We start from the raw sequence: 15,834 nt of genomic DNA, 5'->3' as shown, positions 1-15,834 counted from the left end.
GGGTTTTTCAACAAACTGAAAAAAGCTCTTAATAGAGCTTTTTTATCGTGTTTTAAATTTACAAACCATTTCTTCTAAATTTGCTGCTACATCATTTGCTTCTTTTACAAGATTAGCAATATTTCCGCTTCTTTCATTTACTTCTGACATATTCTCAGCAATTGTGTAAGATGAATTTGCTACTTCAGACATAGTGTCAGATAATAATGATACTGTACCTGATATTTCATTTATAGCTGTTGCATTTACCTCTGATATCTCATTAAATCCATCTACCATATCCTTAACTGAAGCTCCTGCTGCCTTATAGTTTTCAGCTATGCTTATCATTTCTCTAAAGTTATCCATAACTTCATTGTCCATTACTTGAAGTATTTCCTTTGATGATAAAGATAACTGTTCAACAGCACTAATTACTTCCTTTAGACTTTCCTGAATTTCAGTTACACTTCTTGATGACTCTTCTGCCAACTTTTTAACCTCTCCAGCAACAACTGCAAATCCTTTTCCTTGCTCACCAGCTCTTGCTGCTTCAATAGCTGCATTTAAAGCTAAAAGGTTAGTTTGCTCTGTAATATCTAAGATAGAATGTGATAACATTTCAATATTTTCCACAATTTTCACTTTTTCTAATGCTTCCTTTAGCTTTAAATTGCATTCTTCATAGATATTTTCTATTATTTCTTTTGACTTAATTGTTTGTTTGTGAATCTGTACTGATTCATTTTCAATGGAATTTGCTAGTTCTAAGCCTTGTTGTGCCTTATTTACTGAATTTTCTGTATTTTCTTTAACACTTACAGTCATGGTATTAAGTTCTTGCAGTGCTGCTGCTGATTCTTCCATACTAGCAGATATATGTTCTACTGAAATAGCTGATTTATTAATTTCCTTCTCAATTTCATCAAACATATTATCTATTGATGCATTTGTTTCAAATAACTTATTACTATTTTGTTTAACCTCATTTATTGTGTCATTTAAAACATCTACTGATTCATTTATTGAATTAATTACTTCACCAAATTCATCTTTATATTCTGTCTCATCTTTATAAGCTAAATTATATTTTGATAACTCTGATGTTTGCTTACGTATCTTTTCAATTTTTATACTTAAAGATCTTTTCACAACATAAGAAATTATTACTGCAAAAATAATTATAACTATTGTAATAATTATCTGTAGTAAAACCATTTTGTCTACACCAGCTAGCAATTCATCTTCATTAGCCACTAAAACTATTGACCACGGTGTATTTTCTACTGGATTATATGCAGTAATTATCTTTTGTCCATCTAAATTAATTTCCTTGGTACCGCTTTCTCCATTTTCCACACTTTCAATTAATGTTGAAAATCCCTTAAGATTACTATATTCATCATCTGGTTCCACTATATTAACCTGATTGTATACAAGTGACATATCATTATGTGCTACAAATTCACCATTTTTTCTTAATAAAAAGGCATATCCACTTTCTCCAATTTTTACATTTTGAATAAATTCATTTATTTTACTTAAATCTATTACACCACATATATTCCCAATTACTACACCATCTTTTTTATAAGTGCCGTTATAGTTGTTATAGATTTCTTTTCCTTTGCATCAACAAATGGCTCTGTTACATAATATTTATCTCCACTTATATCAGTAAAAAACGCTTCTTTTGATTGGTCCTTTATGGTATTTGTTTCTGCATAATAACCAATCCCTTTAGTATCCATTATAAAAATATGCATAAATCCCCATGCTTCTGCTTCTTCTAATAAAGTTGGATACTGTTTGTTCCAATCCATAGACTGTATACTATCTAATTTAGAAATATACTCTAATTGTTCAATTCTTACTCCTATTTCATTTGCTAAAGCTTGTGCACTATCAGCTGCCCTTTCTTCTGTATTACTATATGCTATATTTTTCAAGTTTGATATTGAATTAATTAATGCTGTACCTGTCATAAAAATTGAAATACTAATAACTAACAAAATATTTATTCCTAATATAACATTTCCTATACTATGTCTATTTGTGTTATGATTTTTCTTTTCTTTCATAAACTCCTCCAAATTACTTTAATTTCCTTTATATACTTATTATCATATTTGTTTTTCAAATATTTACACTTTAATTTAAAATTAACAAAAAAAATATATCCATCTATTTTTAGATGGATATTTCTATTTCACCCTAAGTATTCCATATATTTAAGAATATATTTATCTTTATTCTTCATGGTTTCCTTTATTCTATTTTTTTGTAGATTGCTTATAAGACCTTCATCATATAAGAAATTAAAGTAATGACTAAGAGCATAAATTTGAGCTTTTATACTACTAACACTGGTGGCACAAGTAGAAATAAACCATTCTCCTAAATACCTATCAACCATCATATTATCAATCTTTTTAAGTTCTTCTTCACTTTCATAACATAAAAAATCACATATAAATAATTCTATGTTTCTGCAATATAAAAAAGCTGTCTTTTCCTTAAGCCCCTTTTTTTCTATGAGATAACTGGCAAATTTATTAATATGTTCTTCTGCAAAATAATATAGTTCATCTTCCTTATCATTAATTATGTTCATAAATTTATGAATGATATTTTCATCATCTCCATATAATTCCCTGCATTTATTATATCTTTCAAGGACCTCTTTTTTTTCATTCTTTGCTTGTTTCACAAACTTTTCTACATTATTTATATCAAAGTTTTCTTCTTTATTGTCTTTTATTTTTTCTCCATATACCTCTACTAATTTTGAACCTAACTTGGTTAAGTTATGACCTAATTCATCATTAAAAACATTGGCAGCTTTTTCAAAAAAACCATCACTTCCCTTAAGACCGTATATTATTTCTTCAATTAAAAATGTGCCTAAATACGTTGGTGATAGTATACCTAAATAGTATGAAAAAACTGTAGTGAAATAAATATCAAAATACACCCTTATTTCTGTTCCCATTACAAAAGCACCTACATTATCGCCCATAAGTATCTTAGCAAACTTTATAGTTTCTAAAATATTCTTATCTTTTGTAAATTGGTCTATATTTTCAATAAAGTTATTGGCAAAAGGTATTAATTCATCTATAAACCTATTAAAGTCATCTTCTTTTATATCATTATTTAAAAATTCAATTATCTGCTTTCTTGTTGCTTTCTTTTGAACATTGTTAATATTATTTATATTTTTCATGCTTATATTAATGGTGGCATAGAAAATCTTATTTAATTTGGCCTTATTAGACAGTGCCTTAAAGTCTGTATAACTCTGATCCTTTTGAAAACATTTACAATTTATTGCTGTTATTTCTTTAATAATTTTTAGTTCCTGACATAATTGAACTAAATAGTTTACGTAATACAAACTTTGAATGGTAAACTTTTTAACTATGTTATCATTAATAGTTAAAATATTTTCACATTGATTTTGAAAGATTATTGAAGGATTAGCTACATTCATTAACATATCTATATCATTAATAATGGGATGTTCTTCTAAACTACAATATTGAAATTCTACATAAAGATTTAATTTATTATTTTTTACATCATAACGAAATACAGGAATGATTACATAATCTCCTGGAAACCTTTGCTGAACTATATTATTAATTAAGTAATTTGGAGTTATATATGTTTCATTTATCATAGAAGAAAACAGCCAATTTCTGAAAATTTCATCTTTTATTTTTAATAATTCCTTTTTCTCTTTATTTTTCAAAAGATTATACTGTTCTTTAAATTCATCAATAAAATCTAAAAATAATTCCTCTATATAAGTATTATTTTTTATATATTCAATTACCTCTGATTTCATAAATTTAACTCCTTTTGTAAGATTATTATTTTACTAATTATTATTACCAAAGTTAAATAATATAAATCATAAATATAATTACAATCTTAAAAATTTTCCGCTTCTAATTTCCTTTATAAAAATATTTAAATCTGGTATCTGCTTTTCTCTTGCTTCTGCTATTACCTTCTCATTATCATATTTTACTCTTCTGAAATTTATTCCAAAAGATGACTGTTCCTTCATTCCATATTGCCCCTCAAGTATTACATAAGAAGCCATTGGTATATTATCATAAGGACATCCTACACTACCTACATTAAACAATATCTTTCCATCTTCAAGATAGTCAATAAATGCTCCATGAATATCTCCATATCCAAAAATATCCGATTTTCTTTCTTCATTATCTAGCCTGCTAATTTTAGGAATATTAAACATCTTTAGCTTTTCCTCAATTTCAAGATTAGGATACATTCTTAAATATACATCTTCACTATGTGCATGAAATAACCTAATGAATCTTCCACTTAAATAAAACCCTACAGATTCTGGTAATTCCCTTAAGTATTGTAATCTCTCCTCACCTATTCTATCTAAATACCATCTATTTCTTTCCTCCATCTTATGAGAAAGAAATTTATCCCAGTTTCCTGCCACTACAACATCACATTTATATCTACAAAAATCTATAACTCTTTTACAACTTGGACCTTTACCAACTAAATCCCCTAAGCATATTATCTTATCTATATCATTTTTCCTTATATCATCAAATACAGCTTCTAGAGCTGGCATATTTCCATGAATATCAGATATTATTGCTATTTTGCTCACTTTATCTTCCTCCCCAAAAATATTTTATTTATTTATTCTATTTAATTATAGCATATATTAATGTAGCTATTTTATCAGTGCTAATACAATAATAAATATAGTATATTTATTATACACTCATAATCAGAATTATTATTAATATATTTATTATGTAAAAATATTTGTTTAGGGAGAACATTAATGGATAGAAAACTATCTGCTTCAATTAAAAGTTTAATATATATTCTTGAAAAAAACAGTAAATTTAATTTTAAGGCCTTAATAGGCTTTGATGGGTTTATAATTGAGCATTTAAATGCAGTAAAAAGTGGTAATAATTTAAATGATTATACTAAAATTCATAGCTTAAAAGAATTTAATATTTTAGCAGTGCAATCTGCACTTTCAGGTGTTTCCTTGGAACTTGTACCTATAAAATTTAATCCAGGTGGTAATGGACCTGCTATGAGTTCTTCACTTACCAGTTATGGATTTGATTTAACTTATATTGGACCTTTAGGTCTTCCTAATATTCATCCAGCTTTTAAAGAATTATCAAATCATTGTGAGATTTTTTCCTTAGGTGAACCTGCTGTGCAAGAAATTATTAACTTTTCAAATGAAAAGCTATATATCACTAAGAATGAATCATTACGAAAAATAAATTGGAAATTACTTAAAGAAAAGATTGATATAAACAAGTTAATTTTACTTTTTGAGTCTTCCTCTATAATTGGATTAACAAACTGGTCTATGATTCCTGAAATGAATAATATCTTCCAAGGTATTATTCATGAAATTATACCATATATCAGTTCTAAGGAAAGAATTGCTTTTTTCAATTTAGGTGAAATAAATAATTGCTCTAAAAATAATCTTACTGAAGCCATTAAATTATTAAAAGAATTTTCAACAAAATATAAAATCATCCTAGGATTAGAAAAAAAAGTTGCTTATGAACTAGCTAATATTTTAAAACTAAATACTTCTCATTATTTCCACCTTAAAGAACTGGCATTAAGTATTTCAACACTTCTTGACCTTGACTATATTACCATCCATGATGAAAAAGAATGTCTTGCTGTATATAACAAAGAATATTATCACTCTTATTGTCCTTATATAAACAAAGCCGTATATCCCACTGACTCAAATGATAATTTTTATGCTGGCTTTTGCTTAGGAGTGTTACTAAAACTTCCTGTACACCTCTGTTTAGTTTTAGCATCTGCCTCCTATGCTTATTATGCTAAAACTAAAAAAAATCCAACGGTAAAAGAACTCATTGACTTCCTTCATCATTGGAAAAAGTAATTAAACATAGTGAAAACTGAATGAGATTATTTATTTAAATATGCAATAACATAAGAAAGAAACCTGGTTTTAGCAAATATAACCTTTATGGTATATTTACCATTCTTTGAAATTCTCTTATGTTATTGCATATATGGAATTTTTAATTTTTAATTTTAATTACTGTCTTGTCTTTATATCTATCATTTGTTCAACTACTCCATATAATTCCTCATTAAATATAGATAATTTATCATATAACTCAGTTATTTCCTTTTCTGCTTTTATAGAAAATTCTCTTCTTTTTTCCATATCATCTAATGATAAATTTGCAAGCTTCATCATATTCCCATCAGATATACATATCTCTTTTAAAGCACTTATATTTTCCTTATCAAAAGTATCTTCTAAAGCTTTCTTTAGTTCTACTTCTTTTATGTTTGCAAGAGTAATATTAAATTCATCAATAGTCTTATGAATCCACTTTATATCATCGCTTTTTATATGTGCATCATTGCTATTATAAAATCCATTTCCTTTTTCATCTTCTTTAAACGCACCACTTATTATATCTTCGATTATTCTATTAATCTTTGAGTAATAATTCATAAATATTATTTCTATCTTAGTAAACTCATAACCTTTATATACATCCTCTTTTTCTGTAAATAAATTATCTCTTAATTCATCTACTACATCACTATCTATAGTTAAGAAACCAGTACTAAAACTTCCTTCTTCAGCTCCTATAAATGCAGCCTTTTCTGTCATTATTATCTTACTATTTTTATCTAAATTAAAACTACTATCTATTTTATTGATTCTTTTTATATTTTCACCTTTTATAGTATCAATATCAGATATTACTGTTATTTTCCCCTTTAAAGACTTTAATGAATCCATAAGCTGAATATTTCTCTGACTCTTGCCAAAAGCCATTATGTAAATTTCTTTGGCTTCCTGTAACTTGCCTAATATGTATTTATAGCAACATTCATCACTAGACTGTACAACTTTATAGTAATCACTTATATTTGTTTCAAAAATCATATTTTTGACCCCTTTCTTTTTTGCTTTTAAAAATATTGTATTACTTTTTGTAAAAACTATCTATATTTTTATAAATATCATTTATTACCTAATTTTTTTATTTATTTTACTGTTCATTTCAACTAAAATATTATACATAAAAAATAAAAAGAGGTAATTAAAGATGAAAACTGAAAAAAAAAGCTCTAATGCTTTATTGATTTGTCCAATTTGTGGCGATACAATGAAGGATTTCAATTATGCATATGATAATAAGCAATATGGTAAAAATTATTACAAATGTGACACATGTGGTCATAAAGAATGCATTGTCAAATAATTTTTTCATAAAAACCAGGGATAAAATTCATTAAGAACTTTTATCCCCTTTTCTTCTTATAACCTTATGGACTGTTCAAAATCAAAAAAGTTATATGGATCATATTTCTCTTTGATTTTTCTTAATTTTTCTTTAAACGGACCATAATATTCATCTTCATAACTATCTAATTCCTTTAAAGGGAAATTAATAAATGAACCTTTAGTCATTGTCTTTAATAGCCTAAACTTTTCCAACATCCATTTTTTATTTTCTGGAGCATACTTTTGCTCTTCCCACAACACTTGGAAGCCCATTATTGCTTCAGCATCTCTATAGTAAAAACTAGTATTCTCTTTAGGTATTTCTTTTATTACTCCTCCTAGCCCATAAAAAGACACTGCTGCATATTCAGCTGACTTAGGTATATCTGAAATAACATCCACCATCTTAATTATTTCCTCTTCACTATAATCATCATATACAAATCTTCCAGATGACTTATATTTTTCATACTCTGGATGACTATCTTGAATTTTTCTATTGGCTTCAAGAACAGTAGTATATTCCAGATTAAAATCACTATTTATTCCTATATCTTTAAATGGTTTTAAAGCTTCCATAGTCTCTTTTTCATTACCATAAAACAGCCCTGTAATTTTTATCCCAGTACCTTTATGCATGGAATTATATATGGCAGTTTTTAAATTAAGCCTTATATCTAAGCTCTTAAATTCCTTTTGCCAAAGCTTAAATATTAGAACCTTTTCATCAATAGTTAAATTAGGATAATCTATATTTATCAAGGTAGCCTTATTAATTTTATGAGGAAGTTTAAATTTCATAGCAGTAACAATACCAAAATTTCCTCCACCACATCCTCTAAGTGCCCAGAACAAATCACTATTAACCTTTTTATCAGCTAATATTTTTTCTCCTTTATAATTAATGAGCTCCACTTGTAAAAGGCTATCAATCCCTAATCCTAAAAGCCTACTAGAATATCCCCAACCTCCACCTAAGGTAAAACCAACTACCCCGACTGTTGGACATCCTCCTCCTGGAAATGGATAGCCGGCACCACAAACAGCTTCATAAAGTTCTCTATTTCTTACTCCACCTTCTATGGTAACTGTTCTTTCTTCTTCATTTATGTATATTTTATTCATTAAGCTTATATCTATTACTAAGATATCATTACCATTGGAAAATCCCTCATAATGATGTCTTCCGCTTCTTATCCTAAAAGGTAATTTTTCTCTTGCTGCAAAGGCCATAGCCTCTATTATTTCATCCTCATTTTTACAAAAAACTATTGCTAGCGGATATTTTTCTACTCCTCTATTCCAGCCTTGCCTTTCTTCTTCATAAGCAAAATCATCTTTGGTAATGACTTTTCCTTTTAATTTTGCAAAATCCACCTTCATTCTCCCACCTGCTTTATCTTTAGATTTCTTATAAAAAAAGCCTCCTGAAAATGGCTGCAATATTTCCTCTACTGCAGCCATTTAAATTTGGCTTAATTCATAACTATTTAGCATAATTTTTTAAGATTTCTACTATTATATCTGTACATATATCCATGCCTTCAACAGTTATATGTTCATACTCACCATGATAAGCAAATCCACCTGTACCTAAGTTAGGACAAGGTAATCCCATATAGCTTAATGTAGCTCCATCAGTACCACCTCTTATTGGCTCAATTATTGGCGTTACATTTAAAGCCTTCATGGCAGCTATAGCATTATCTATTAAATGCATACATGGCTTAACATGTTCTGCCATATTCTTATATTGATCTGATATAGTAATTTTTACTGTACCTTCTCCATATTTTTCATTGATTAACTTTTCAGCTAATAATAATGTTGCTTTTTTGGCTTCTAGCTTGCTATTATCATGATCTCTTAAAATATAGCTCATTTTAGCATAATCAGTATTACCATTAAAACTCTCCAAATAATAGAATCCTTCATAACCTTCAGTATGTTCAGGTTTTTCACATGATGGAAGCATTCCATTTAACTCTATACCTACGTTTACTGCATTAATCATGGTATTTTTTGCACTTCCAGGATGCACAGATACACCATGGATTTCTATTTCCGCTGCAGAGGCATTAAAGTTTTCATAAGAAATCTCACCTTCTATACCTCCATCTATTGTATAAGCAAAATCTGCTCCAAAGTTCTTTACATCAAAATGAGCAGCCCCTCTACCAATTTCCTCATCTGGCGTAAAGCCTACACATATCTTTCCATGAGGTATATTTTCATTAATTATTCTTTCACAAGCTGTAAGTATTTCTGCTATACCAGCCTTATCATCAGCTCCTAAAAGAGTATTTCCATCTGTTGTTATAAGTGTTCTTCCTTTTAATTCCTTTAAATGTGGAAATTTGTTAACTGATATAACAGTGCCATTTAATAAAGTAATATCTTGGCCATTGTAATTTTCTACTATTTGTGGATTTACATTTTCTCCTGGAGCCGCTGGTGCAGTATCAAGGTGTGCTATAAGCCCTATTGCTTTTCTATCTTCATATCCTTCAGTTGCTGGAATATATCCATATACATAGCACTTATCATCAACTCTTACGTCTTTTAATCCTAATTCTTTCATTTCTTCCACCAACATATGTGCTAAATCAAATTGTCTCATTGTTGATGGCACAGTTTCAGATTTTGGATCAGACATAGTATAAACCTTAACGTATTTTAACAATCTTTCATATGCTTTCATAATCAATCTCTCCTTAACTATATTCTAGCTGCAAAGTTGAATTATTGCTTCAGTAAATATCTTGGCACTTAAAATTAATTCATCTACTACGGCAAATTCATCATCACCATGCATATTATTATCAGTTCCTGGCATTGTACATCCAAATGCCACACCATTTTTTAAGTTATGGACATATGTGCCTCCTCCAATGGCAAGACACTCTCCCTTTTGACCGCTATATTTTTCATAACAACTTAAAAGTGTTTGAACAAATTCTGAATTTTCATCAACATGATGTCCTGGTAAAACTTCACATGGTTCTAAAATGATACCATTATCCTTTAAATTCTTTGCCACAACATCTCTTAAATTTTCGTTAGTAGCACAAAGTGGTGCTCTACAATCAAAAGTTCCTTTTAAGGAAGTCATATTATATTCAAAGATAGTAAATGATAAAGTAAGTTCTCCTGATACTTCATCACTGATATTCACTCCTATAGCTTTTCCTTTATAGTCTCCATGTGGGAATAATTTATTTACAGCACATAACCTTTTAAATCCTTCACTTTCTGCAAAAGGCATTTCACATAATAATTCAAGCATAGCAGTAAGTGCATTATTACCACTTTCAGGATAAGCTGCATGTGCTCCTGTACCTCTTATATTAATTACACATTTATTATCTTCTTCTGTAATTTTATATGTTATACCTAAAGGTAAAAATTTTCTTTCACAATAGCCTAAAAGCTCATTGTAACTTATACCTTCTATCACTGCAGAAGCTCTGTCTGGAATAACATTCACCTTTACCCCTGAATTTACAGAAACTATCCTTGGAAGCTTTTTATCTTCTTCAAATTCTGCTCTAAATTCTGGCTTAAAACTTCCCTTTTCAACATTTATAAGAGGAAAATCTGCATCTGGCGAAAAAGTCATAGGTGCTTCTTCTTCTCTATTATAATAGTACTTTATATCTGAACTTCCACACTCTTCATCAGTTCCAAGAATAATCCTCACATTCTTATTTAATGGAATATTTAAATCTTTTACTGCCTTCATGGCATATAAAGCTGTTACCGCTGGTCCCTTATCATCAGAAGCTCCTCTACCATAAAGCTTTCCATCTTTTATTATAGGTTCAAATGGTTTTGTTACTGTCCATTCATCACTTACTGGTACTACATCTAAATGAGCCAAAATATCTAGTGCCTTTTCTTTTTCATTAAAATCTACTGTTCCTACGTAATTTTCGTAATTTTTAGTGGTAAATCCCATAGAAGCTGCAATACTTAATGCTTCTTCCAAAGCCTTGGCAGGTCCCTCACCAAAAGGCATTCCTTCTTTAGCTTCACCTTTATCACTTTTTATTCTTATAAGCTTAAATATATCATTAATCATTTCATCCTTATGGATATTGAAATATTCTTCAATTCTATCTTTATACACCGTATGTCATCTCCCTCTAAAAAATATATTACTATTTTAATACTTTATTATACTTATTTCTATAATAAACCATTATTTAAACTAATTTTTATACAAATGTTCTTCAACTTCATATACAGTAGCTATAACTTGATTTGTAAGCATTCTTAAAAATTTACTTGCATAAATTACACATGGAATAAACAACAAGCTTCCACCAAGCATAACCATTAAATCACTAGAAAGTTCTATTCTACTTTGTTTCAACACATATATTAATATTATTAAAAGCATGGTAATTGATTGAAATGCTATAAGTTTCCTATTTCTATATAGAGTCAGTAACACTGCCAGTGGAAAAGCAAAGATAAATGTGGTCTTTACTTCTGATGATAAAAGAGTTATAAAATAAATAATTTCTGACGTTATACTTAAAACCCACCCAACAGTCTTAGAATTCTGATCTTTATAATAAATACTTAATGCTATAGAAAATCCTATTACACTTATTCCAAACATTATTATTAAGAAACTTAAGCTTCTAATTCCTGCTTTTACTTCTAATCCAATACCAGTAATTAAAAACGCTGTAATAATTGCTATAAAAATTAGTACAGTCTTATTGACAAGACTAAAATAATTACTTTCTGTAATCTTTTTTTCTTCCATTATTATTTCCTCCTAATAAAAAACTCTCTTATTATATCAACAACTATTTATCTGCTCTTTAATTTTTTGACACTTTTTTCTTTTTTATTGCATAATATTATCTTATATAACATTAATTAATGAAGGGATATTTAATGTACTTTTATAGAAAAAATGAATGTATAAACTGCAATGATTGTATAAATGATCCTTGTGATGTTTCTTGTAACACAGCCTGTAATCCAAAAGTAAATTGTTATGAATCTTATAAAGTATTTGCACCAGATATATACGCAAAACCTTATATCACTTTACAGCCTTATGAACATCTATTTAATTTAAATTATGCTTTTTATGCTGGAACTATATTCAAAGACCTTTATAGTCCTTATTGTGATGTAAAATATGTTAAGGAGGTCAAGTGATGAGCAAAGAAGATTTATTAAACGACATTAGAAAAATGTTATTTTACTGTGTTGATTTAAACCTTTATACTGATAGTTTCCCATGTTGCGAAAAATCAGCTGAAGATTATGAAATAATGTCTTCAAAGTTAAAAAAGGCAATCTATGAATATGAACAACAATGTGGTCCTCTAACGAATTTTGGACTAGCTTATCTCCAAAATCCAGAAGCTTGGATAGATACCCCTTGGCCATGGGAAAAATGTAAGGATGGTGAATAATATATGTGGTGCTATGTAAAAACTCTTCAATTTCCTGTTAATTTAAAATGTTCTGATTTAAATATGGCAAAACTCCTTATAACTCAATTTGGTGGTCCTGATGGCGAACTCTCAGCAGCTCTAAGATATTTAAGCCAAAGATTTTCTATGCCTACCAATAAATCTAAAGGTATGTTAAATGACATCGGTACAGAAGAAATGGCTCATGTAGAGATAATTTCTACAATGGTATATCAGATAATGGAAAATGCTACAATAGATGAAATAAAAAAAGCAGGTCTTGCTGGCCATTATGCAGATCACGGTAAAGGTGTATATCCTACAGATGCTACAGGAAACCCTTGGACTGCTACATTTTTTCAATCTAAAGGTGATGTAATAGCTGATTTACATGAAAATTTAGCCGCTGAACAAAAAGCTCGAGCAACATATGAATGGCTTTTAAACCTAACAGATGATTATGAAATTAAAAAAATTCTTGGTTTCTTAAGAGAAAGAGAAGTTGTTCATTATCAAAGATTTGGTGAAACACTAATGCATGTACAAGAAAATCTTTCTTCTAAAAACCCTAATTGTAAATAAAGCATATAAACTAGCTATCTGTAGATAGCTAGTTTATATGTTTTACACTTTTAAAATATGGCAATAATAAGGATATCAAAATTTTACAGGTGATATAATGATTCCTTATGTTTTATTTATAATTATGATATGTTTTCTTTTTTTCACAATATACAGCTTTATATTTGCTTCCATTTATATGGTTATTTTTTTCAAAACTTGTGCCAGTATCTGCTTTGTTTTAATGGCTTTCTTTAGCTATAAAAGACATCCCAAAGACAGTATATTCTTTAAAAGCATATTCTGTGGACTTATTTTCTGCCTTTTTGGTGATATTCTTATTACTATGTCATATATACCAGTGTTTTTTCTATTAGGTATTATATGTTTTTTTATTTGCCATCTTTTGTTCATTAATGGTTTTTGTAGAAAAGTTCCTTTTAACCATAAAGATATTTTATTATTCTTTATAATTTATATTCCATTTACTTTATTTATTTCTATTAATAAATATTTCTCTTTTAATGGCTACTATTTCTTAGTACTGATTTATTCAATGGTTCTAACATTGATGTTAAGCAAATCATTTTCACTTATTACATTGGAAATCCATAATAAATCTGCTATTTATTCATTGATAATAAGCACACTTATGTTTTCATTATCAGATTTTATACTGCTATTTATCCTATTTTCCCCTTATTCATCCTCAATACTAATGCTATTAAATTTATTTACTTACTATATTGGTCAAGGCATATTAGCCTTGAACTTTAACAAACTATACTAAGTATAATTAGCTATTTATTATATTTATAGTTTTATCTCATCTAAATCATCTGTCATAAATATATTACCATGAAAAACTGCCTTTCCTTCTGCTATATAAAGTGATTTTCTTTGTAATATATTTTTATCCTCTGAATGATATAGTATAACATTATCCACATTTAAATTTTTAGCATTAATGCACGCATCCTTAGCTGTAGCATGATGTTTTTCATACGGTTTAAATATGTCTCTTTCTTCATAGAGACAAAAGGCCTCATGTAAAAGATAATTTACATTTTCACAATACTCCTTTAATACTTCTCTATATGGCTCGTCCCCTAAAAAAGTAAGAGTTTTCTTATTATTTAATATGGTAGTAAAGCCATGTTGTAATTCCTTTGTACTATGTATATTGAAAAATCTCGTCTTTCTTCCTAGTATTTCTACTTCTGTGCCATCCTCTATGGCGTGAAATATTATTCTTTCATCAAATAAATTTAAAAACTTCTTTTGTAAAACATATGAAGATATATTCCTTAAAGCTTCTATTGATTTTTCATGACAATAAATATTAAAACTCTCTTCATATATTCCCTTTAACATATTATTAGCAATAGCTCTAATAACCCATATAGCACCTAGGATATGATCATTATGATTATGAGAAATAAACATATTATGAATACTATTTATACTAATATTACTTTTTTCTAAATTAGTAAGAATAGTATTTCCTCCACCTGCGTCCACAAGAAAATACTCATCATTGTTACTTATTGTAAAACATGTATTATAGCACTTAGTTACCATAGCCGATCCAGTGCCCATAAAAGTTAATTTTTCCATCTTCATCGCCTCCCTTTATTACCAAGAATTATACAAGAAACCTTTATTGATTAAAAGCTTAAATTACCTTTTCTCCATAAAATATAAAAGAGATAGTTAAATCATAATTAAAATAACTATCTCTTAATCTTAAAACTTATCTATCTTTACCTTACTTTTTTCTCAGCATCACTTCGGCAAAAACTGGATAAAACCCACTGGTAAGTGCAGTCTTTTGTGAAATTATATGTGATTCCACAGTGCTATAAAAGGGAACTTTTCCTCTTCTTAATATCTCATTTTTCAAAACAGACACTAATTTTTTACCAATTCCTTGACCCTCTGCTTCTGGCAATACATTTATACCAATCTGCCACATTTCCTCACAATCTTCACTGGCACCTGCCATACCAATAATATCTCCTTCTTCATTTAAAGCTGCCACCCCTAAAACATCAGGATATCTTCTATCAAAAGCAAAAGCTTCATCAAATCTCTTATCATTTCTAAACTGCTCTATTTCTTCCCCCTCATACCATCTTAAACTCTTGTCATCTTTATAGCTATAACTTTCCTCATAATGAGGCAAATAACAGTGATGAATATTATCTATTTCATAGCCAAATTCACCTAACCTTTTATCAATCCTTCTTAATACTGATGTTAAAAACATCCACTCCCCAGGCACCTTAGCAATATCCTTATGACACCATTCTTTTAAATAGCTATTGGTACTAATAATTGCCTTACCATTAAAGATTAAAATTTTCAAAATCTTGTTATCTTCTATATAAATTCTATTACCTCTAATAACTTTTGCCTCTGTTATGATATTATCTTTATTTTCGAAATCTTTCACACTACAATTATAATCTTTGGCCAACTGTTTTTTCACTTTTGCCAATATCTTATCTTCCATATATTCCC

17 protein-coding genes are annotated in these 15,834 nt (G+C 28.5%); 6 read left to right on the top strand and 11 right to left on the bottom strand.

The window, feature by feature from the left end; genetic code table 11:
- Nucleotides 1–42: 42 nt before the first annotated feature.
- The 4 genes from Q5O44_RS06185 to Q5O44_RS06170 all read right to left on the bottom strand — a co-directional run bounded on the left by Q5O44_RS06185 (nt 43) and on the right by Q5O44_RS06170 (nt 4,645).
- Complete coding sequence (locus Q5O44_RS06185) at nt 43–1,530, bottom strand: methyl-accepting chemotaxis protein (RefSeq protein WP_302637495.1); 1,488 nt, start codon at nt 1,528–1,530, stop codon at nt 43–45.
- Between the two features lie 23 nt (nt 1,531–1,553).
- Nucleotides 1,554–2,060 carry a hypothetical protein gene (locus Q5O44_RS06180; RefSeq protein WP_022167531.1) on the bottom strand — a complete coding sequence of 169 codons (507 nt, stop codon included), beginning with the start codon at nt 2,058–2,060 and terminating at the stop codon, nt 1,554–1,556.
- Between the two features lie 128 nt (nt 2,061–2,188).
- Entirely contained in the window at nt 2,189–3,829 is a 1,641-nt protein-coding gene (locus Q5O44_RS06175; protein WP_022167530.1) for a site-specific integrase, read from the bottom strand.
- Between the two features lie 78 nt (nt 3,830–3,907).
- Nucleotides 3,908–4,645 (bottom strand): metallophosphoesterase, encoded by a 738-nt coding sequence (locus Q5O44_RS06170; RefSeq protein ID WP_022167529.1) that lies wholly within the window; start codon nt 4,643–4,645, stop codon nt 3,908–3,910.
- A gap of 180 nt (nt 4,646–4,825) precedes the next feature.
- Here Q5O44_RS06170 and Q5O44_RS06165 point away from each other — a divergent pair, with 180 nt between their 5' ends.
- Nucleotides 4,826–5,938, top strand: a complete 1,113-nt coding sequence (locus Q5O44_RS06165; protein ID WP_022167528.1) for a hypothetical protein — start codon at nt 4,826–4,828, stop codon at nt 5,936–5,938.
- A 159-nt stretch (nt 5,939–6,097) separates the two neighbouring features.
- Here the strand turns inward: Q5O44_RS06165 and Q5O44_RS06160 are convergent, their stop codons facing one another.
- Nucleotides 6,098–6,967 (bottom strand): hypothetical protein, encoded by an 870-nt coding sequence (locus tag Q5O44_RS06160; RefSeq protein WP_022167527.1) that lies wholly within the window; start codon nt 6,965–6,967, stop codon nt 6,098–6,100.
- Nucleotides 6,968–7,130: 163 nt separating this feature from the next.
- On the opposite strand from Q5O44_RS06160, the gene Q5O44_RS06155 reads away from it, so the two are divergent.
- Nucleotides 7,131–7,286 carry a hypothetical protein gene (locus Q5O44_RS06155; RefSeq protein ID WP_022167526.1) on the top strand — a complete coding sequence of 52 codons (156 nt, stop codon included), beginning with the start codon at nt 7,131–7,133 and terminating at the stop codon, nt 7,284–7,286.
- 56 nt (nt 7,287–7,342) lie between these two features.
- On the opposite strand, the gene Q5O44_RS06150 is transcribed toward Q5O44_RS06155, so the two are convergent.
- From Q5O44_RS06150 to Q5O44_RS06135, 4 genes are all read right to left on the bottom strand, one after another.
- Nucleotides 7,343–8,692 carry an FAD-dependent oxidoreductase gene (locus Q5O44_RS06150; RefSeq protein WP_291659935.1) on the bottom strand — a complete coding sequence of 450 codons (1,350 nt, stop codon included), beginning with the start codon at nt 8,690–8,692 and terminating at the stop codon, nt 7,343–7,345.
- Between the two features lie 103 nt (nt 8,693–8,795).
- On the bottom strand, nt 8,796–10,010 hold the full coding sequence (gene pepT / locus Q5O44_RS06145; protein ID WP_022167524.1) for a peptidase T: 1,215 nt from the start codon (nt 10,008–10,010) through the stop codon (nt 8,796–8,798).
- Nucleotides 10,011–10,034: 24 nt separating this feature from the next.
- On the bottom strand, nt 10,035–11,438 hold the full coding sequence (pepV, locus tag Q5O44_RS06140) for a dipeptidase PepV (protein WP_022167523.1): 1,404 nt from the start codon (nt 11,436–11,438) through the stop codon (nt 10,035–10,037).
- Between the two features lie 81 nt (nt 11,439–11,519).
- Complete coding sequence (locus Q5O44_RS06135; RefSeq protein WP_022167522.1) at nt 11,520–12,086, bottom strand: hypothetical protein; 567 nt, start codon at nt 12,084–12,086, stop codon at nt 11,520–11,522.
- A gap of 134 nt (nt 12,087–12,220) precedes the next feature.
- Here Q5O44_RS06135 and Q5O44_RS06130 point away from each other — a divergent pair, with 134 nt between their 5' ends.
- From Q5O44_RS06130 to Q5O44_RS15235, 4 genes are all read left to right on the top strand, one after another.
- Nucleotides 12,221–12,490, top strand: coding sequence for a spore coat associated protein CotJA (locus tag Q5O44_RS06130; protein WP_022167521.1), 270 nt, complete (start codon nt 12,221–12,223; stop codon nt 12,488–12,490).
- Nucleotides 12,490–12,750: a spore coat protein CotJB gene (locus Q5O44_RS06125; RefSeq protein WP_022167520.1), complete on the top strand. Its 261-nt coding sequence runs from the start codon at nt 12,490–12,492 to the stop codon at nt 12,748–12,750. Before Q5O44_RS06130 ends, Q5O44_RS06125 begins: the two co-directional genes overlap by 1 nt.
- A 3-nt stretch (nt 12,751–12,753) precedes the next feature.
- Nucleotides 12,754–13,332: a manganese catalase family protein gene (locus Q5O44_RS06120; RefSeq protein ID WP_022167519.1), complete on the top strand. Its 579-nt coding sequence runs from the start codon at nt 12,754–12,756 to the stop codon at nt 13,330–13,332.
- Nucleotides 13,333–13,429: 97 nt separating this feature from the next.
- Nucleotides 13,430–14,101: a lysoplasmalogenase family protein gene (locus tag Q5O44_RS15235; RefSeq protein ID WP_022167518.1), complete on the top strand. Its 672-nt coding sequence runs from the start codon at nt 13,430–13,432 to the stop codon at nt 14,099–14,101.
- A gap of 23 nt (nt 14,102–14,124) precedes the next feature.
- Here Q5O44_RS15235 and Q5O44_RS06115 read toward each other — a convergent pair whose 3' ends face one another.
- On the bottom strand, nt 14,125–14,928 hold the full coding sequence (locus Q5O44_RS06115) for an MBL fold metallo-hydrolase (protein WP_022167517.1): 804 nt from the start codon (nt 14,926–14,928) through the stop codon (nt 14,125–14,127).
- Nucleotides 14,929–15,079: 151 nt separating this feature from the next.
- Nucleotides 15,080–15,826: a GNAT family N-acetyltransferase gene (locus tag Q5O44_RS06110; RefSeq protein WP_022167516.1), complete on the bottom strand. Its 747-nt coding sequence runs from the start codon at nt 15,824–15,826 to the stop codon at nt 15,080–15,082.
- Nucleotides 15,827–15,834 lie beyond the last annotated feature (8 nt).

Source organism: Clostridium sp. CAG:221 (assembly GCA_000435835.1).
In the GTDB taxonomy this organism is placed as follows: domain Bacteria; phylum Bacillota; class Clostridia; order Clostridiales; family Clostridiaceae; genus Clostridium.
Note: the sequence above shows the minus strand (reverse complement) of the source record. Positions and strands in the feature narration are given on the sequence as shown.

Coding starts and splice junctions, on each gene's coding strand:
- Q5O44_RS06115 (WP_022167517.1), bottom strand. CDS start 14,928: ATGGAAAAATTAACTTTTATGGGCACTGGATCGGCTATGGTAACTAAG.
- Q5O44_RS06130 (WP_022167521.1), top strand. CDS start 12,221: ATGTACTTTTATAGAAAAAATGAATGTATAAACTGCAATGATTGTATA.
- Q5O44_RS06135 (WP_022167522.1), bottom strand. CDS start 12,086: ATGGAAGAAAAAAAGATTACAGAAAGTAATTATTTTAGTCTTGTCAAT.
- Q5O44_RS06175 (WP_022167530.1), bottom strand. CDS start 3,829: ATGAAATCAGAGGTAATTGAATATATAAAAAATAATACTTATATAGAG.
- Q5O44_RS06120 (WP_022167519.1), top strand. CDS start 12,754: ATGTGGTGCTATGTAAAAACTCTTCAATTTCCTGTTAATTTAAAATGT.
- pepT (WP_022167524.1), bottom strand. CDS start 10,010: ATGAAAGCATATGAAAGATTGTTAAAATACGTTAAGGTTTATACTATG.
- Q5O44_RS06155 (WP_022167526.1), top strand. CDS start 7,131: ATGAAAACTGAAAAAAAAAGCTCTAATGCTTTATTGATTTGTCCAATT.
- Q5O44_RS06110 (WP_022167516.1), bottom strand. CDS start 15,826: ATGGAAGATAAGATATTGGCAAAAGTGAAAAAACAGTTGGCCAAAGAT.
- Q5O44_RS06180 (WP_022167531.1), bottom strand. CDS start 2,060: ATGAAAGAAAAGAAAAATCATAACACAAATAGACATAGTATAGGAAAT.
- Q5O44_RS06150 (WP_291659935.1), bottom strand. CDS start 8,692: ATGAAGGTGGATTTTGCAAAATTAAAAGGAAAAGTCATTACCAAAGAT.
- Q5O44_RS06165 (WP_022167528.1), top strand. CDS start 4,826: ATGGATAGAAAACTATCTGCTTCAATTAAAAGTTTAATATATATTCTT.
- Q5O44_RS06125 (WP_022167520.1), top strand. CDS start 12,490: ATGAGCAAAGAAGATTTATTAAACGACATTAGAAAAATGTTATTTTAC.
- Q5O44_RS15235 (WP_022167518.1), top strand. CDS start 13,430: ATGATTCCTTATGTTTTATTTATAATTATGATATGTTTTCTTTTTTTC.
- Q5O44_RS06160 (WP_022167527.1), bottom strand. CDS start 6,967: ATGATTTTTGAAACAAATATAAGTGATTACTATAAAGTTGTACAGTCT.